The sequence below is a fragment of the Cystobacter fuscus DSM 2262 genome (assembly GCF_000335475.2).
Classification (GTDB): domain Bacteria; phylum Myxococcota; class Myxococcia; order Myxococcales; family Myxococcaceae; genus Cystobacter; species Cystobacter fuscus.
In genome coordinates this window covers 56647-73753 of the sequence record NZ_ANAH02000008.1, presented here as the reverse complement: position 1 = coordinate 73753, position 17107 = coordinate 56647, and the positions used below count along the sequence as shown (strand labels likewise).

Annotated in this window: 12 protein-coding genes; 6 read left to right on the top strand and 6 right to left on the bottom strand. The window is 70.0% G+C overall.

The window, feature by feature from the left end; translation table 11 throughout:
* The first annotated feature begins 1 nt into the window (after window position 1).
* Together D187_RS15155 and D187_RS15150 are read left to right on the top strand one after the other, a co-directional pair.
* Window positions 2-1942: a hypothetical protein gene (locus tag D187_RS15155; RefSeq protein ID WP_043429984.1), complete on the top strand. Its 1941-nt coding sequence runs from the start codon at window positions 2-4 to the stop codon at window positions 1940-1942.
* Window positions 1929-3359, top strand: coding sequence for a COG1361 family protein (locus D187_RS15150; RefSeq protein WP_155893368.1), 1431 nt, complete (start codon window positions 1929-1931; stop codon window positions 3357-3359). The genes D187_RS15155 and D187_RS15150 overlap by 14 nt, the downstream gene beginning before the upstream one ends.
* A gap of 21 nt (window positions 3360-3380) precedes the next feature.
* On the opposite strand, the gene D187_RS49925 is transcribed toward D187_RS15150, so the two are convergent.
* On the bottom strand, window positions 3381-4598 hold the full coding sequence (locus D187_RS49925) for a sensor histidine kinase (protein WP_002626216.1): 1218 nt from the start codon (window positions 4596-4598) through the stop codon (window positions 3381-3383).
* A gap of 213 nt (window positions 4599-4811) precedes the next feature.
* Window positions 4812-7739, bottom strand: a complete 2928-nt coding sequence (locus D187_RS15140; protein WP_002626215.1) for a TolB-like translocation protein — start codon at window positions 7737-7739, stop codon at window positions 4812-4814.
* Window positions 7740-7847: 108 nt separating this feature from the next.
* On the opposite strand from D187_RS15140, the gene D187_RS15135 reads away from it, so the two are divergent.
* Window positions 7848-9131, top strand: coding sequence for a hypothetical protein (locus D187_RS15135; RefSeq protein ID WP_002626214.1), 1284 nt, complete (start codon window positions 7848-7850; stop codon window positions 9129-9131).
* Window positions 9132-9210: 79 nt separating this feature from the next.
* Window positions 9211-10179 carry a glycosyltransferase gene (locus D187_RS15130; RefSeq protein ID WP_002626213.1) on the top strand — a complete coding sequence of 323 codons (969 nt, stop codon included), beginning with the start codon at window positions 9211-9213 and terminating at the stop codon, window positions 10177-10179.
* A 45-nt stretch (window positions 10180-10224) separates the two neighbouring features.
* Here the strand turns inward: D187_RS15130 and D187_RS15125 are convergent, their stop codons facing one another.
* Window positions 10225-11466, bottom strand: a complete 1242-nt coding sequence (locus tag D187_RS15125; protein ID WP_002626212.1) for a cytochrome P450 — start codon at window positions 11464-11466, stop codon at window positions 10225-10227.
* 50 nt (window positions 11467-11516) lie between these two features.
* The gene (locus D187_RS15120; protein ID WP_002626211.1) at window positions 11517-12161 is read right to left on the bottom strand and encodes a TetR/AcrR family transcriptional regulator; all 645 of its coding nucleotides are present in this window, start codon (window positions 12159-12161) and stop codon (window positions 11517-11519) included.
* Window positions 12162-12373: 212 nt separating this feature from the next.
* On the opposite strand from D187_RS15120, the gene D187_RS15115 reads away from it, so the two are divergent.
* Window positions 12374-12766 carry a LysM peptidoglycan-binding domain-containing protein gene (locus tag D187_RS15115; RefSeq protein WP_002626210.1) on the top strand — a complete coding sequence of 131 codons (393 nt, stop codon included), beginning with the start codon at window positions 12374-12376 and terminating at the stop codon, window positions 12764-12766.
* 117 nt (window positions 12767-12883) lie between these two features.
* Window positions 12884-13459, top strand: a complete 576-nt coding sequence (locus tag D187_RS15110; RefSeq protein WP_002626209.1) for a hypothetical protein — start codon at window positions 12884-12886, stop codon at window positions 13457-13459.
* Window positions 13460-13525: 66 nt separating this feature from the next.
* Here the strand turns inward: D187_RS15110 and D187_RS15105 are convergent, their stop codons facing one another.
* Both D187_RS15105 and D187_RS15100 read right to left on the bottom strand, forming a co-directional pair.
* Complete coding sequence (locus D187_RS15105; protein ID WP_002626208.1) at window positions 13526-14365, bottom strand: Rossmann-like and DUF2520 domain-containing protein; 840 nt, start codon at window positions 14363-14365, stop codon at window positions 13526-13528.
* Between the two features lie 4 nt (window positions 14366-14369).
* Complete coding sequence (locus D187_RS15100) at window positions 14370-17009, bottom strand: AAA family ATPase (RefSeq protein WP_002626207.1); 2640 nt, start codon at window positions 17007-17009, stop codon at window positions 14370-14372.
* Between the last annotated feature and the right edge of the window lie 98 nt (window positions 17010-17107).

Here is a 17107-nt window from a genome sequence, read left to right as displayed (position 1 = left end):
CGTGATGCGGGCGTGCCGGGTGCCATGCGTGCTGCTGCTCGTGGGGGTGATGGTGGGGCTCGTCCCCGTGCACGCCGCCCGGGCGGACGCCGCGAGCCTCCCCGCCCAGGGCATCCGTCTCGTGTGCCAGCCCTCGCACGTGGTGCTCGGCGCGGGGGGCGAGGTGGAGGTGCGCGTGGAGCTGCCCCCGGACGCCACGCGGCTCGAGCTGTTCGTGAGCGCGGGGACGGTGGGCGCGCCGACATCCGTGGCACCGGGCGTCTTTCGCGCCACCTACGTCCCACCCCGGCAGAACCGCCCCGGAGAGGTCATCCTCGTCGCGCGGGCGAGCGGGCCCCAGGGCGACCTGGAGGGGTGGACCGTCCTGCCACTCTGGGGCCAGGGCGAGACCGAGGTGCGCACCCGGGCCCGTGCTCCCGTTTCCGTCCGGGTGGGGGAGCAGACCTTCGGGCCGATCCTCGCGGACGCGAAGGGGCTGGCACGTGTTCCCATCACCGTGCCTCCCGGGGTGCGGGAGGCCTTCTTCGGTTCCCGGCGCATCGAGCTCGGGGTGCCCCCCTGGCCCTACGTGCATGCCGTCCCCAACCGCCGGGAGGTGTGGGCCGATCGCGAGGAGACGGTGGAGGTGTGGCTCCATCTGTCGCGCCTCGCGGGCACGCCCCAACGGCCGCCCCGTGCCTTCTCCTTCTCCGTGTCGCGCGGCCGCGTGAGCGCGCCCGTCGAGCGGGAGCCCGGGGTCTTCCTCGTGAGCTGGACCGTGCCGCCGGGGCCCATGGGCCCGCTGGAGCTGCGGGGCGCGGTGGGCCGCGAGCCGCGCTGGTCCCTGCTCGTCCAGGTGGAGGCGCGGCCCGGCCCGGCCCAGCACTTCGAGATGCGGTTGGATCGTGACGAGCTCGTGGCGTCCGAGGAGGCCCGGGTGCTCGTGGAGGTCTCCGCCCGCGACGCGGCGGGCAATCCCACGCGTGCCGGACTGCGGCTCGCGTCGGAGCTCTCGGAGGAGCTGCCGCTCGTCGAGCAGCGGGCGGGGGAGTACGCCGCGCGGTTGGTGCTTCCCATGCGCTTCGCGGGACGCGAGTCCGTGGAGCTGCGGCTGTTGCGCGAGGGGAGTGCGACGCCGGTGGCGACGCGCCGCCTGAAGCTGTTGGCGGGGAAGCTCGCCCGGGTGCGGATGGCTCCGCTGCGGCCCGTGCTGGTGGCGGACGGGCTGTCGGAGGCGGCCTGGCACATCTCCCTGGAGGACCGGTTCGGCAACCCCGTCGTGGGCTCCCGGCCCGAGGCCACGCTCACCGGGGGCCTGGAGGGCATGCTCCTGGCGAAGGCGCCGGGCCAGTACGAGCTGCGCTACGTGCCGCCCGAGTCCCATGTGGATCAGCCGTCCGAGGTGGTGGTGCGCGTGGGCGAGTTGATCGAACGCGGCACGCTGCCACTGCTGCGGCGCAGCGTGCTGTCCCTGGCGCCGCGCGTGGGCGTGATGACGAACCTCGCCGATGTGCGGGCGGGGTCCGTGGGGCTGCGCGTGGAGGCGTGGCCGGTGCGCGCGTGGCCCTCCGTGGGGGTGTGGCTCGATACCGGTTACCTGTGGTTCTCGCGCGCGGGTGGAACGGCGGTGCCCGGCTTCTCCGGGGAGAATGCGATCCTCGACACGTCGCTGGCGGTGGGGTTGCGCACGCCGCGCGAGTACGGGATTCAGGCGTGGGCCGGGGCGGGCGTGGGCGTGGCGTGGGTGCGGGGTCGCGCGAAGTGGGGCGAGGGACTCGTGCTGGAGCAGAGAACCCTGGTGCTCGAGGCGCAGGCGACGTTGGGCGCGGGGATGAGGGTGGGGCCCGGGCAGCCGTTCGCCGAGGCGCGTTTCTTCCGTTTCAATGATCCGGCCCTGCCCGTGTTGAGGGGCGTGTTCCAGGGGGCCGGGTTCCACGTGGGGTACCGGCTTGAGCTCTTCTGATCGGATCCGCTGGGCAGGGGTGTTGTTGTTGGGGCTGCTCGCGCTCTCCTGCTCCCAGAGCGGTGGGTACGAGCCCCAGGTGCACCGGCTGGTGCCCGGCTGGGGGCTGACCACGGCGCCGGTGTCCGGCGTCATCGAGGGCGAGAACTTCCTGGTCCTCCCCACCCAGCAGCTGGGCGGTGAGGACGCGGTGACCGTGGACTCCGACTTCGATGTCTACCTGGGCTCGCGCGCGCTCGACGACGTCACGTGGACGGATGCGCGCACGTTGAGGGTCCAGATTCCCGAGGGCCTCGCTCCCGGCTGGTACCCGCTGACGGTGGTGACGCCCCTGGGGGGCCGCGTGGAGCTGCCCCAGGCGTACTACGCCTCGGATCGGCCGCTCGCGTCGTTGACGGCCCAGGGCTTCGTGGAGCGGCCGCGGTTGTGGCCGGACGAGCAGACCCACCTGGTGTTGACGGTGCACAACCCGGGAGGCACGCGCGCGCTCGGTGTCCGGGCGGTGCTGCGTCCGGTGGAAGCGGGGGGCGTGGAGTTGCTCTCCGCGCCCGAGCCGGAGCCCCTGGACGTGGAAGCGGGGGGATACGCCTCCTTCTCGTGGAAGCTCGCCGCCCGCGCGAAGGGGACGGTGCACTTCGCGCTGGAACTCCAGGGCCGCGAGGAGATCACCGGGCAGGCGCTCCAGGCGGCCCCCCTCCAGCCACTCCAGGTGGATGTCCGCGCCCGGCCCTCCAGCACGCTCCTCGTCTCGCCCCAGGTGGTGAACGTGAACCAGCCCTTCACCCTCACCCTGCGCGTGACGAACGACAGCGAGGTCCGGTTGCAGGACGTGAGGCCCCTGGTGCCATCCGTGGAGGGCGTGAGCGTGGCCCTGCCTCCCGCGCCCCTGCCCGATCACGTGGACCTCGAGCCCCAGGAGAGCCGGGACTTCGTCTGGACCGCCCTCGCCACGGACCCCGGCGAGGGCTTGTTCAAGGTCGGGGTGGCCGGCAGAGATGCGCTCACCGGCGACGCGGTGCCCATCGCGGAGGCCACCTCGCCCTCCTTCACCGTCCTGAAGCGAGGGGAGCTGAAGGTGCGCTTCAGCCAGTTGCCCTCGAGCGTCCGGGTGGGCGAGGTGTTCGCCGTCGAGGTCTCGGTGGACAACCTCGGCCAGTCCGAGGTACGGGGCGTGGCGCTCGATGGCGCGGGCCTCACGCAGGGCAGCCAGGGCTGCTGGGTGTGGTTGGTCTCGGCGCCCACGCCGAGCGCGGTGGATCTGCCCGGCGCGCAGCGCACGGTCTTCCGCGCGCAACTGCAAGCCTCCCAGCCGGGCTCGTGTACCTTCCGCGTGGGCGCCCGGGGTCAGGACGCGACGGACGGCCTGCCCGTGGTGGCCAGCTCCGTCACCTCCGTGGCCGTGCCCGTCACCTGGTAGGCGCCTCGGCGCGCACGCGTCTCACGAGGCCGCGATGGACATCGGCGTCAGGGCGTCGGTGGTGTTGGCGCTGCGCACGTGGGGCGGCAGCGAGATGCGGAACGTGGTGCCCTGTCCCGGACGGCTGCTCACGGTGATGGTGCCGTCGAAGGACTCGATGATGGACTTGCAGATGAAGAGGCCCAGGCCCGTGCCCTCGCCCCGGGGCTTGGTGGTGAAGAAGGGCTCGAAGAGCCGCGCCATGTTCTCCGCGGAGATGCCCGTGCCGGTGTCCTCCACCTCCGCGCACGCCTCGCCCTTGGCGCCCGTCCACAGCCGCACGCTGATCTGATGCGAGCTGCCGTCCTCGGGGATGGCCTGGGCGGCGTTCACCACGAGGTTGAGGAACACCTGGGCCAGCCGCGGCTCGTTGGCCATCACCAGGGGCACCTCCTGGTAGTCGCGCACCACGCGGGCCCGGTAGCGGATGTGCACCAGCGCCAGCTTCAGCGCCGCGTCGATCACCTCGCGCAAGTCCACGAGCATGCTCGCGTCGTCCGAGTCCCGCGCGAACGCCTTCACGTCCCGGGCGATGTCGCGCACGCGCTCGGCGCCCTCGCGGATGTCACGCAGGGTGCTCTCCACCATCTCCAGGCGCTGCGCGAGCGAGCCCGTCTCCCCCCCCGCGGCCGGCGGGCCGCGCAGCGTCTGGCGCAGCGCGGGCAGCTCCTCGTCGAGCCAGTCCAGGTTGGACAGGATGTAGGCCAGGGGCGTGTTCACCTCGTGCACCACGCCGGCGGCCAGGAGCCCCAGGGAGGCCAGCCGATCCGACTGCACCAGCATGGCCTGCATGCGCTCGCGCTCCTGGCGCATCTGGTACTGCTGCAGGGCGAGCTTGAGGCGGTGCTCCAGGGCATCCACCTCGAAGGGCTTGAGCAGGTAGTCGAAGGCCCCCAGCCGCAGCGCCTCCACGGCGCTGTCCACGTTGCCGTAGGCCGTGACGATGAGCGCGTTGCAGCCGGGCTGGGCCGAGCGCAGCCACTTGAGGAACTCCAGGCCGCTCTCCCCGGGCATGTTCTTGTCGATGAGCGCGCAGGCGAAGGACTGCTCCGTGGCGAGCTTGCGCGCGGTGGCCGCGTCCGGCGCCAGCACCGGGTGGGCACCCGCGCGCTGCACCACGAAGGACAGGAGGGTGCGCAGGGTCGGCTCGTCATCGACCACCAGCACGGACTCGGCCGCGGGATTGGGAGTCGTTCTCATCTGCGGGACCTCCAGTGGCTAGGACTCCTGGAGAACATTCCCCCACTCGGGGTTGAGGGGGGGTCCTCGTCCCGGATGGAGATCCAGAAGGTAGGGCAAGCTGCGGCTCTCTTCTTGGGATTGCAAGGGAGCAGGCGCGGTCCGGCCTATCATGTCATCAAGGAATTACATGGGGTATCCCATCCTGGAAGGGGAATCGTCCCGGAGTCCGGCCTAAAGCGCGATACCCACCAAATGGAGGTGACCCAGCCCATCGTCGAAGCGCCGGGCGTATTGGTAGAAAAGCGACACGGGGAAGGCCTGTCCGAAGCGGGTGCGCAGGAAGAGCGCGCCGCCCACCGCCCGGTGATTCGCGCGTCCGTCCGTGCGCGCCCAGGTGCCGAAGGCCTCCGCCTCCAACTGGCTGATGAAGAAGGACGGCGCCAGCCAGAGGAAGGACGTCCAGCCCTGGTCGAAGATGATGCGGTAGCGGTAGCGCGCCGTGGCGATGAGGATCTGACGCGCACTGAGCGCGAAGTCCTCATAGCCGCGCAGGCTCTCCACGAAGCTCAGTCCGGGCTGCAGGCGCAGGGGCACGCTGCGGGTGTCCTCGGGGCCCTGGCGCCGCTGGAGGGCGAAGGCGCCCAGGGGCACGCCCCCCACCTGGAGCAGCCCCTCGGGGGCCTGGGGCAGGACGCGGCCCACGAGTGACAGTTGCAGGTTGTCGCGCCGCACGAAGGGCAGTCCGGGCAGGTAGGCGTTCAGCTCGGCGCGCACGTCCGCGAAGGGCCGGGTCTCGTCGAAGGCCAGGGGGTACATGCCCGCGCCCAGCGCCAGGCCGATTCCCCGCTGCGTCCCGCCGTAGGAGGTGCTCTCCCCGGCGAAGTAGGACACGCTGGCCGAGGGGCCGACGAGCGAGGTGCGCACCCCCGGGCGCTTGGAGGTGGCGTACCAGTCGCGGCGCAGCCCGAGCAGGCTGAAGCTCACCGGCGTGGTCCAGAAGGTCCGCGACAGGGACAGCGAGGCCTGGAGATCCCTGCGGCTCTCCTGGACGACGCGCGCTGCGGACAGCCGCAGGTACCAGGGGGCGGGCAGGGCGTTGCCGTAGTCGAACGTGAGGCTGGGATCCCTCAGCCGGGTGTCGGCCTCCACCCCGAGCGCGTACTGGTGGAAGCCCAGCCGGTCCTGCCCCGCGAGCAACAGACCCCCGTAGCCGATGAACCGGCCGGGCGCGCTCGCGTCGGGCAGCGCGTAGACATAGGGCGCGCGCAACTCCGGCAGGAAGAAATGATCCAGGGGGGAGTAGGGCTCGTCGGAGAGGATGTCGAGCTGGTGCGCCAAGGCAGGCGTGGATGCGGGCGCGGCCTCGGAGGTGGGCACCAGGGCGGGCGCGGGCACCAGGGCGAGGGACTCGGGCGGGGCGGGCACGACGAGGGGCGCGGCATCCAGCGAGAAGTCGAAGCCGTGGCGGTTGAGGAAGACCAGCTCCGAGTTGCCGAGCGGCGCCACGTCCATGACGAGGTGGGGCGCATCGGTGACGCGCAGCGGCTCGCCGCCCGCGAGGTCGAGCACGTGCGCCTGCCAGCGGCCCGCGTGCTCGCGCAGGAAGACGAGCCGGCCCGCGTCCACCCAGCGGGGCGAGTAGTTGAAGTGCGCGTCGTCGGTGAGCGCGCGCACGGTGCCATCGGCCTCGCGCAGCGCGAGGTTCCATCCCCGCGGGGTGAGGCGGGGGAAGACGACGCGTCCGTCGGCGGACACGGCCGGAGGCCCGAGCGACACCTGGCCCTCGAAGTGGGTGAGGGGCGTGCGTGCGCCGGTGGCCAGCTCCAGCCGGACGAGGTTGGCGGTATCGTCCTGGACCTGGACGAAGACATACGCCTGACCATCCGGCGTGACGCCGCCGCCCATGCCCTCGAGACCCTCCCACGTGCGCACCACCTCGCCGGTGCGCGCGTCCACCCGCCACACGCGCGACAGGTAGCTGCCCAGGGCGTCGACGTCCGCGGCCACGAGGAAGAGCGACTGGCCATCGGCGGTGAAGGACAGGCCGCTCATGTTGAGCGGGTGGGTGGAGATCCACCGGCGCCCGGGGAGGAACTGGGTGAGCGAGCGGCGGAAGCGCGTCGAGCCATCGCGCTCGCGCACGGTGAGGTGGGGCACCGCGTCACGGCCCACGTCCACGGTGGCCAGGGCGCCGTCGGTGGGCGAGGCCGCGAGCCGGGCGAAGTAGCCCACCTCGGGGGCGAGCACCCGCTGCGTGGGGGGGCGCTCGCGCCGGGGGAGCTCCCGGACGAGGCTCTCGGTGAAGGCGTCGAAGAGCGTGCCGAGGGTGGCGCCGTACACGGCCTTGAAGCGCAGCGTCACCGCCACGGGAGGCAGGAGGGTGGTGCCCTGCGCCTCCACCAGCCGCCACAGCCGCTCCTCCCCGTAGGTGCGCGCGAGCCACTCCACGAAGTGGCTGCCCACGAGGTAGTTGCCCCCGAAGGGATCCATCCGCCGGTGCTCGGGGGAGAGGTAGCCCGCGTGGAAGTCCCGGCCGAGCTCCTGGGCGGTGGCCTCGAAGAAGCCCCGCCACACCGGGCTGTGCGGCCGGCCCTGGTGCGTGCCCATCCGTCCCTCGTAGTGGACGGCCAGCCCCTCGAGGAACCAGGACTCGGTGAGGGTGTTGGGCTGGAACAGGCCGCCCGTCACGGTGTTGACCGCGCCCCACAGGCCGCCCGTCTGCTCCATCTGCACGTAGTGCACGGCCTCGTGACAGCCCACCGAGCCCAGCTCCGCGGGGCCGAAGCCCAGGAGGTTGAAGAGCTCCAGCGACATGTGCGCCGGCAACACCATCTGCTGGGGGATGCTGGAGTAGTCCGGGGCGACGTACGCGTTGTTGAAGTCCTCACCCGTCAGGTAGACGAGCACCCGGGAGCGGGAGCGGGCGGGCCGGGGCAGCAGGCGCAGCCGCTCGACGCAGTCCTCCACCCGCGCCGCGATGCGCAAGGCACTGGGGCGCAGCCGGGCGGGGTAGTACAGCTCGAGCGTGCGCGTGGTCAGCTTGCGCATGTCCGCCCGGACGAAGTCCGTCTGGACGTTCTGCTCGAAGCGGGGTGTGACGAAGGCGCACCCCGAGAGGGAGAGCAGGAACACCAGGAAGGGGAGGAAGCGGCGCGGCATCAACACCCCATCCTAAGGGGGTGCGCAATTGATGGCGATGAACTTGGATTTCGCGGTAAGGGGGCGTTCGTTTCGTTACGGTCGACTGTCCCGGAAGAGGAATCCTTCATGGCTCATCCCGCCCCTCCGCATGTCCAATCCGCCCAGGCCCAGGTCGCCGCTGCCCTCGAGCAGCTCGCGGGCAAGCCCGTGGATCTCCTGAAGACGCCCTGGCAGGAGGTGGAATCCGCCCTGCCGAACCTGCTCGGCGGCGCCTTCGATCCGAACAACCAGAACCACCAGGTGCTCGCGCTGGGCATCGGCGGAGCGCTGGCCGAGCGTCTGGCGGGCGACCATGGGGCGTTCTGGTTCCTCAACCGCGAGTCCCCCGAGGGGGCATCGCTGGGCTTCCCCGACGCGCTCATCGTGCTGTCGCCGTTTGGTGAGGTGATGAACTCGCTCATCGCCGGCAAGCTGTCGCGCCTGGAGGAGCTGTCCGGGAGCATCCGCGGCATGCTGGGCAAGGCGCGCTTTGGCGGCGCGGGTGGCGGGCAGAAGCTGGGCCCGGCGGACTACCAGCGGCTCATCGATCCGGGCTTCATGCAGTTCCTGGTGATGGATCCGGCCAAGACGGTCAAGGCGCTCGACTCCACGCCGGACGCGCTGGCGCGGGAGATCCGTGACGCGCTGGGCCGGGCGCAGATTCCGAAGGAAGTGCGCCAGCAGTTCGAGGGCCAGGTGCTCAATGCGCTGCAGCAGATGCAGCCGGGCAAGAAGCTGGCGGAGCAGGTGGAAGTGGCGCCGCGCATCGTGGAGCTGATGGCGCACCTGTTCGGCACGCAGGCGAGCACGGGTGCGGCGCAGAACGAGTTCTGGGGCCACCTCATCCTGCCCATGCTCTTCATCGGCGCGCCGCAGGACTTCCCGCCGGTGGACGAGGAGGAGATCCAGGCGTTCACCCAGGGCGTGGCGCCCATGGAGCTGTTCGTGGACGTGGTGCCGCACTCGGTGCAGGCGCCGGACGAGGGGCTGCTCGGCGCGTTCGATCGCACCGAGGTGAGCCCGCTGCACGCGAGCTTCGAGCGCTCGCGGGCGCCCTTGCACCTGCTCAAGCTGAACATGGAGCGGCTCAAGCCGGTGCTGGCCAAGTTCGATCCGAACCAGATGGTGGACACGGTGCGCCGCTTCACCAAGTACATGGAGGAGAAGGCCGGCAAGGGCGCTCCCCCCAACCCCCAGAACGAGGAGATGCTCAAGGCGGCCTCGGTGCTGCTGGGCGACCTCAAGAAGCTGGTGCTCGAGGGCAAGGGCGACGTGTGCCTGCGCCAGATGACCGAGGGCGATGCCATGTCCGAGCGTGACCTGGCCGCGGTGCGCAACGCCCTGCAGGGGCCCCGCATCATCCTGAGCTAGGCTCGCACGCTGAGGGGGGGCGCATTGTCATGGCTGGGCGCCCCCTCGTAAGCTGGGTGCTCCTCGAGGAGCACCGCCCATGGCGAACATTCACTTCATCTGGTGGGGACCCGTTCGTGGTCCGGAGTGCTACGCCACTCCCAACGCCATTGCCCGGTACAGCGGTCTCTTCCACAAGCTCAAGTTCTGGTGCCGCGCCGAGGACAGACAAGCCTTCCGGCAGGTCCTGGATACGCGCATCGAGATCATTGGCATCAACAAGTCCTTCCTCCAGCTGGCGCAGAACCAGAGAGGCCTGCTGGCCCAGAAGGACTTCCAGGACGCCACCTGGGTGCTTCATGAGCTGAACCGGCACAAGGCGTTCTCGGCCGTCAAGGATCTGCTGAGCCTGTTGGTTTTGTATACCCAAGGCGGCATCTACCTGGACACGACGACTCGCCTGTCGGCCATGGCGGAGCGCATGAAGTACATGGGCCAGCAGAACCTCAACAAGGGCATCGAGCAGCTCGGGGGGGAGCCGCGCGTGGTCCTCCTGGAAGACACCATTCCTCACGCGCCCCTGTTGCAGACCACCCAGGCCATCCTCTTCGGGGAGGATGATTCGGGGAAAGGTTCTCCCAAGCCCATCGACGTTCCCTTGATCGACGTCTGGGCGCTGTACAGCCCACCCGGGCACGCGGCCTTCAAGACGATGCTCCTGAGTTACGTCAGCCGGGCCAATCGGATGGGCCTGAACCAGACCCGAACGCCCGCGAACGTCTTCAGCAAGATTGGTGATGAGGAGGTCCATGGCGTGGACCTCCTCCAGGATCGGGAGGGACGGGAACTGCGCAACAAGCTCATTGGCAATCTGATCATCCGCTCCGTGTACGACGGGCTGCTCGTGAACTGCTCCAACCTGGATGGAGAGCAGCTCGCGAACTACGCATGGCCTACCCTGCCACTCGCCCAGAGCGACAAGCAGAACCCGGATGAGCACTCGCTGTTCGTTCCCTCGCTAGGGATCGTCAAGACCTACCGGAACACCTGGCGCAACCAGGTGCTCTGACGTGCGCGAGGACGGTTCCGCCCCCCCGGAACGTTCACCTCCCGCTCAAGCGCTCGCGTGAGTGCTCCGCGCGGGCTCCGTGCGAAGCCGCAGGGACTTGAGGCCCCGGAGGGTGAAGTGCGACACGTTCTCCAGGCGCTGGCCGGGGACCAGGGAGAGCTTGCGGTCCGGCGTGAGCAATTCCTCCAGCGTCACCTTGGCCTCCAGCCGCGCCAGGGGCGCCCCGAGGCAGAAGTGGATGCCATGGCCGAAGGCGACCTGTCCCGCGACGTTGCGTGTCACGTCGAAGCGATCCGGATCCTGGAACTTGCGCGGGTCGCGATTGGCGGAGCCGAAGAGCAACAGGACGCTCGCCCCCGCGGGGATGCGCGTGCCGGACACCTCCACCTCCTGCGTCGTCTTGCGGAAGAGCGCCTGCGCGGCCGAGTCGAAGCGAAGCATCTCCTCCACCGCGTTGGGGATCAGCTCGGGCTCGCGCGTGAGCCGCTCCAGCTGATCGGGATGGCTCAGCAGCGCGCGCATGCCGTTGCCGAGCAGGTTGGTGGTGGTCTCATTGCCCGCCACGAGCAGCAGCCGGCAGAAGGCGGACGCGTCCTCCACGGAGATCAGGCCCTCGCGCACGCCGTTGTCCAGCAGCGCCTGGATGAGATCCTCCTGGGGCTGCTGGCGGCGCGCTTCCAGGGCCCGCGCCATGTAGTCGGCCATTTCGCGGGAGCTGTGCTCGAGGCCAGTCAGCTCCGCGCCCTTGACGAGCGCGAAGGAGATGGCGATGGCATCATCGGACCAGCGCTTGAAATCGTGCCGACGCTCCGGCTCCACGCCCAACATCTCCGCGATGACGATCATGGGCAGCGGCTCGGCCACGTCCTTGATGAGATCGAACTCGCCCGAGCGAGGGAGCTGGGAGATGAGCTCGCGGGCGATCTGCCGGATGCGCGGCTCCATCTCGGCGATGCGCTTGGGGGTGAAGGCCCGGGTCACCAGGTTCCGGGTCTTCGTGTGGGTGGGCGGATCCTCGCCGATGAGGACGCCCCGGCGGAAGCTGCGCACGGAGATGGGGGCTACCTTCTCCGCCTCGTCGAGCCGCTCCGGTTGCACGATGGCTCGCGCGGAGGAGAAGACCGCCGGGTTCTTGGTGATGGCGACGACGTCCTCGTAGCGGCTGACGATGTACCAGCCGAGCTGCTCGTTGAAATAGACGGGGGAGTGCTCCCGGAGCGCCGTGTAATACGGGTAGGGATCGGCCTGCACCGTGGACAACAGGGGGTTGTAGTCACTGGCTTGCATGGGGGTTGGGGGCTTTCTTGGTGGATAGGGGGGCGACCACGGGGTGGGACTCAGCGCTTCTTCCCCGCCCCCTTCAGGAAGAAGTCGCGAAAGGGTTCCAACAGCGCGATGAGCGGACCGGGCGAAGCCGCGTACCGGTCATGGACGAGGGCGGAGCGGAGCATGCCGAGCAGCAGCGCCGGGTAGAGCGCCGCGAACTCGGGCTTGAGCACGCCCTCGGCCACGCCGCGCCGCACGAGCCGCTCCGCGCAGGCGTGGATGTCGTCGAGTCCCGAGCCGCTCCGCTTCTCCGCCGCGCTCGTGTGGCAGGGAGCGGTCATCTCGCCCTGGATGAGGATGGAGAAGAAGCGGCGGTGCTGCTCCAGGAAGGTGAGCGTGGCGCGCAGGAAGGCGTCGAACTCCTCGTTCCAGGGCTTGCTCCGGGCCGCTTCGCTCACCTCGTCCAGCATCTTCACGAGCTCCGCGCGGCGGCGGGCCATGAGCGCGGCGAGCAGCTCCTCGCGATCCTCGAAGTAGTTGTAGAGCGTGCCCACGGCCACGCCCGCCCGCTTCGAGATGTCCTCGATCCGCGTGCCGCCCACTCCCTGCTCGGCGAAGACCTGCTCGGCCGCCTCGAGGAGGGTTTGTTCCGTCTCCTCGCGCAGGCGTTCCCGGAGTGTCTTCGTGCCCGGCTCCGTGGATGAGCGTTTCCTCATTCGATGAAGATATCTTCATCGAGAGGCCGAAACAAGCGGGCACGCAACGCCCGAGGCGGAGTGAGGGACGGGCGACCACGGCTCTGTTGACAGCCCATCATCCGGGCCGTGGGGCGGGCGCCTTGCCTGTTGCAAGGGTGGGCGATGGCTAGAGTGCGGCGCGCCACCAGAGGGGGCGTCTGCCCGCTCCAGGTGGGGACGAGAGGAACGCCATGGCTCTGCAGAATGACTACAAGGACGTGCTCGACGTCGCGAAGAACGTGGGAGCGAAGGTCGAGTCCCGCGAGGAGAACGGCAAGCTCATCATCCAGGGGACGGTGGAGTACGCCTGGGATCGCGATCGCATGTGGGATCAGATCAAGGCGAAGCACGCCAACTGGCAGAACGAGATCGTGGTGATGCTGAACGTGACCCACGCGGAGCCCTACGGTGTGTACACCGTGAAGTCGGGGGACACGCTGAGCAAGCTCGCCAAGGACATTTACGGCGATGCGAAGCTCTACCCACGCATCTTCGAGATCAACAAGGACCAGCTCAAGAATCCGGATCAGATCAAGGTCGGCCAGGTGTTGAAGCTACCGCCCAAGTCGATCGCCACCTCCTGATGCGGAGGGCAGGGTGCTTCAGCGGCCCCTGTCTCGGAAGTCCTCGGGCGGCAGCCGTGCCGTGCTGCCCTTTTCCGGTGCGTCTTCATCCGAGCCATGTAGGCTACGGCCGTCCCGATGAACACGCGCGAACTCCTCATCAAGGCCACGGACTTCCTCGCGGGGATGGGGATCACCCCTCAATCCCAGGAGCAGCAGGAGTTTCTGGACGTCATCTTCGACGCCCTTCTCTTCATCGAATCCACGGGTCAAACATACGTCTTCGAGGACTATCGCAAACACCTCGTATCCGATGATCCTCCACGCGTGGTCGCATCCTTCAACACGCGCGAGGAAGCGGATTCATGGCTGAGTGAACTCCCGGACCCGCCTTCTTCTGCTTACATCCTGGTGGCGGACCAGTATCACCATCTCATCTACATCAGAGATAAGAACCATCGCCGCCTCTTTCCTCATCCTGTTCTCGAATACTATCTCGGCACGCGGATGCGGGAGGGCCTCCCTCCACCCAAGGCCTCTTTCGCGACGAGGGGAGAGGCAGAAGCGTGGCTCCAGGGGCAGACCTCGCCACCCAGACAGGCGGTCATCCAGATCTCAGGCGAATCCTACCTCGCCGTGTATCACCCCAATATCAATCATCGATCGATATATCCTTTCTCCATCGCCGCCCGAGTGGAGGCGCCTGAAGGATAGGACCCGAAGCCCGTCGGAGAAGCCTTCCGACACGGCCAGCCGTTGCGGTCCAGGGGCTGACTGTCTTCAGTCCAGGAGGGTCTTCAGCTTCGCCAGGGCTTCGGCGGGGAGGCGGTGGCCGACGAGTGACAACCCACGCCGGGACAGAGGCCGGTAGACCGAGGCCGCATCCGGGGGGATCGCCGCGAGGTGTGCCGCCACCACCTGCGCGTCTCCCCGGGCGATGGGGCCCGTGTAGCCCGCCGCGAGCCCCCGTGCCTCTACGCCCCGCAGCGCCGAGCGAGTGAGGGGCAACAACGCCGCGAGCGCCTCCTCCTCGGCAATGCCCGCCACGCGCAGCGCCTCCACGGCCGCGGACAGGGCCGCCACCACGCCCCCGGCGCTCAGCACCGCCCCGGCATGGTAGGCGGCCCGCTGCCGCTCCTTCACCCGGAGCGCATGCAGTCCCACGTCCTTCGCCATCCGCTCCAACACCTCGCGCAGCCAGCGCGAGCGGGTGCTCAGGGCCACCGAGTTGCCCGCCAGCGAATCGCGCGCATCCGACACCGCGACGAGCGGGTGGAAGGAGCCCAACACCCGTCCCTGGGGCGCACCGAGCGCCTCCAGCGACAGCGCGCCCGCGCAGTGCACCAGGGCCGCTCCCCGCGCGAGCCGCGGCTTCCACTCCTCGGCCACCGGCGACACCGCCTTGTCCGGCACGCACAACAGGCACACCCGGGCCCGCGCGATGTCCTTCTCCGTCGCGAGCCCGAGCCCCCAGTCGCGCACCCGGCACCGCGCCTCCTCGGAGCGCGCCCACACGCGCACGGGCCAGCGCTTCGCGGCGAGCGCCAGTGCGAGCGCGCCACCCACCCGGCCCGCGCCCACCACCAGCACCCTCGGGCGATTGGGACGCGCGGCGCTCATGGGCTCAACGCTCCTCGCGCTGGAACTGCAACTCCCCGGCCTGCACGCTCACCTTCACCCGATCGCCCGTCATGAACTCGCCCGCGAGGATGCGCTCGGCCAGGGGGGCCTCCACCAGCCGCTGCACCACCTGGCGCATCGGCCGGGCACCCAGCTTCGGATCGAACCCGCCCGACTTCATGAGCAGCTCCACCACGTCCGGCCCCGCCACGTACTCGATGCTCTTCTCCGTGGCGAGCCGCTTGCGGCTCTCGTCCAGGAGCAGGGTGGCGATGCGCGCCACGTCCGCCTCGCCCAGGGGGCGGAAGGGCAGCCGCTCGTCGATGCGGTTCCACAGCTCCGGCGGCATCGCCTGGCGCGCGGCGTTGCTCGCCGCCTCCATGTCGCCCGCGGGGGCGTTCTTGGCCAGCGGATTGCCGAAGCCGAGCAGTCGGCTCTTGCTGTGGAAGGACTCCGCGCCCAGGTTCGTCGTGAGGACGATGACGGTGTTGGAGAAGTCGATGTGCCTTCCCTTGCCGTCCGTCAGCCGGCCCTCCTCCAGCACCTGGAGCAGGAGCAGCTGCACCTCACGGTGCGCCTTCTCGATCTCGTCCAGCACCACCACGCAGGAAGGGCGGCGGCGCACCGGCTCGGTGAGCTGCCCGCCGTCCCCATAGCCCACGTAGCCCGCGGGCGAGCCGATGAGGCGTGACACGCCGTGGCTCTCGGACATCTCGCTCATGTCCAGGCGCACCAGCAGATCCTTGCTGCCGAAGAGCACCTCGGCCAGCGCGCGCGCCATCTCCGTCTTGCCCACGCCCGTGGGGCCGAGGAAGAGGAAGGAGCCCATGGGCCGGCGCGAGGCGAAGCCCGCGTAGTTGCGGCGGATGACGCGCGAGATGCGGGAGATGGCGTCCTCGTGGCCGATGACGCGCTCGCCCAGGTCCGCCTCCAGCCGCAACAGCCGCGCCGAGTCCGTCATCAGCAGGCGCTCCTCGGGGATGCCCGCGATCTTCGCCACCACGCGCGCCACGTCCCCCGCCTCCACCAGCTCCTTGCCCTCGCGCTTGCACCGCGAGCCGGCCAGGTCCACCACGGAGATGGCCTTGTCCGGCATGAACCTGTCCGTCACGTAGCGCGACGCCAGCGACGCGGCGGCCACCAGCGCCTCGGGCTCGTAGCGCAGGCCGTGGTGGTCCTCGTAGCGGCCGATGATGCCCTGGAGGATCTCCACCGTCTCCGGCACCGACGGCTCGTGCACCACCACGGGGGTGAAGCGCCGCTCGAGCGCCGGATCCTGCGAGATGAACTTGCGGTACTCGTCGTGGGTGGTGGCGCCGATGCAGGGAAACTCCCCGCGCGCCATGGCCGTCTTCAGCTCGTTGGCGGCGTCCTGGGGACCCTCGCCCGTGGAGCCCGCGCCCACCAGCGTGTGGATCTCGTCGATGAACACCACCACGCGGCCGTCCGCCCGCCGCACCTCCTCCTTGAGGGCGTTGAGCTTCTCGGAGAAGGCGCCGCGCAGCTGGGTGCCCGCCACCAGCGTGGCCATGTCCAGCTCGATGAGAATCTTCTCCGCGAGGCTGCCGCGCAGCTCCAGCAGGCGCTGCGCCACGCCCTCCACCACCGCCGTCTTGCCCACGCCCGCCTCGCCCAGCAGGCACGGGTTGTTGGTGCGCCGCTTGCCGAGCACGTCGATGACTTCGTCGATCTCCTTGGCGCGGCCCACCACCGGATCCAGCTTCCCCTCCTGGGCGAGCCGGCTCAGGTTGCGGCCCTGCGAGGTGAGGACCGGGAAGCGCTTCTCGTCGAGCACCAGGGGCGCGGCGGAGCGGGCTGGCGCCGCCGGACGGGACGCGGGCGGAGGCGTGGTCGAGGGGCGGGGAGCGGCCGAAGGGGCGGCCGGAGCGGCCACGGGGGCGGGCGTCGTCGAGGGGGCGGCCGTCGAGGGCGTGGCCGTCGGGGGAGCCACCGTCGCGGGCGGGGGCGTCACGGGGGCGGGCGCCGCCGGAGGGGGAACGGGCGCGGGCGTGCGCGAGGGAGCGCGGGCCGCGGGCGGCGAGGGGGGCGCCACGTCCTCGTGCACCTCGTCGATGAGGTCGCGCGGGGAGAGGGCGGGCCGGGAGGGCGCGCGCAGGGCGGGCAGGGGGCGCGACACGCTCGGGGCGAGGATGGAGGCGGGTGGGGCCGAGGGGGGCGAGCCCGGAGGCCGGCTGGGCCGGGGCATGGTCAGCGGCGTGTTCGCGCGGCCGGGCTGGTAGCGCCGGGGCGTGCTCCCGCTGACGCAGTAGGAGAGCGCCGTGTTGGCCAGGTTCATCAACGGCGAGCACGTCTTGGCCAGCAGATCCCTCGCGGTGCAGGGCACGCGCGTGAACGCCACCAGCAGGTGCAGGCAGTCCGCCTCGCGCGAGCCGATGCTCTGGGCGATCTCCCGCGCCCGCATGCACAGGGTGCGCACCAGACCCTCCTGCTCCGCGTCATGCGCCGACAGTTGCTCCAGGAGGTTGTCCTCGTTGACTCCTTTTTCCCGAAGGAGCAACTGGGCCCGGTTCTCCACCGTGAAGAGAGCCAGCAGCACGTGCGCCGAGGTGAGCTTGTGCTCAACGCTCTGGGCGATGTCCGAGGCTTCGTGGAGTACCTGAGCGAAATCCGTGCTGTCGACCATTCAGACTCCAGAAGGCGAGCAGGCGAGCACATACACCCTTCGGATCCGCGCGGCAAAATTTCCGTAACAGGTCGCTACACCTTGACTCCGCCCTGGGT

What these genes read in the sequence shown, in the direction of transcription:
- D187_RS15115 (WP_002626210.1), top strand. Translation starts at nt 12,374, where the DNA reads ATGGCTCTGCAGAATGACTACAAGGACGTGCTCGACGTCGCGAAGAAC.
- D187_RS15110 (WP_002626209.1), top strand. Translation starts at nt 12,884, where the DNA reads ATGAACACGCGCGAACTCCTCATCAAGGCCACGGACTTCCTCGCGGGG.
- D187_RS15100 (WP_002626207.1), bottom strand. Translation starts at nt 17,009, where the DNA reads ATGGTCGACAGCACGGATTTCGCTCAGGTACTCCACGAAGCCTCGGAC.
- D187_RS15140 (WP_002626215.1), bottom strand. Translation starts at nt 7,739, where the DNA reads ATGCCGCGCCGCTTCCTCCCCTTCCTGGTGTTCCTGCTCTCCCTCTCG.
- D187_RS15130 (WP_002626213.1), top strand. Translation starts at nt 9,211, where the DNA reads ATGGCGAACATTCACTTCATCTGGTGGGGACCCGTTCGTGGTCCGGAG.
- D187_RS15135 (WP_002626214.1), top strand. Translation starts at nt 7,848, where the DNA reads ATGGCTCATCCCGCCCCTCCGCATGTCCAATCCGCCCAGGCCCAGGTC.
- D187_RS49925 (WP_002626216.1), bottom strand. Translation starts at nt 4,598, where the DNA reads ATGAGAACGACTCCCAATCCCGCGGCCGAGTCCGTGCTGGTGGTCGAT.
- D187_RS15125 (WP_002626212.1), bottom strand. Translation starts at nt 11,466, where the DNA reads ATGCAAGCCAGTGACTACAACCCCCTGTTGTCCACGGTGCAGGCCGAT.
- D187_RS15120 (WP_002626211.1), bottom strand. Translation starts at nt 12,161, where the DNA reads ATGAGGAAACGCTCATCCACGGAGCCGGGCACGAAGACACTCCGGGAA.
- D187_RS15105 (WP_002626208.1), bottom strand. Translation starts at nt 14,365, where the DNA reads ATGAGCGCCGCGCGTCCCAATCGCCCGAGGGTGCTGGTGGTGGGCGCG.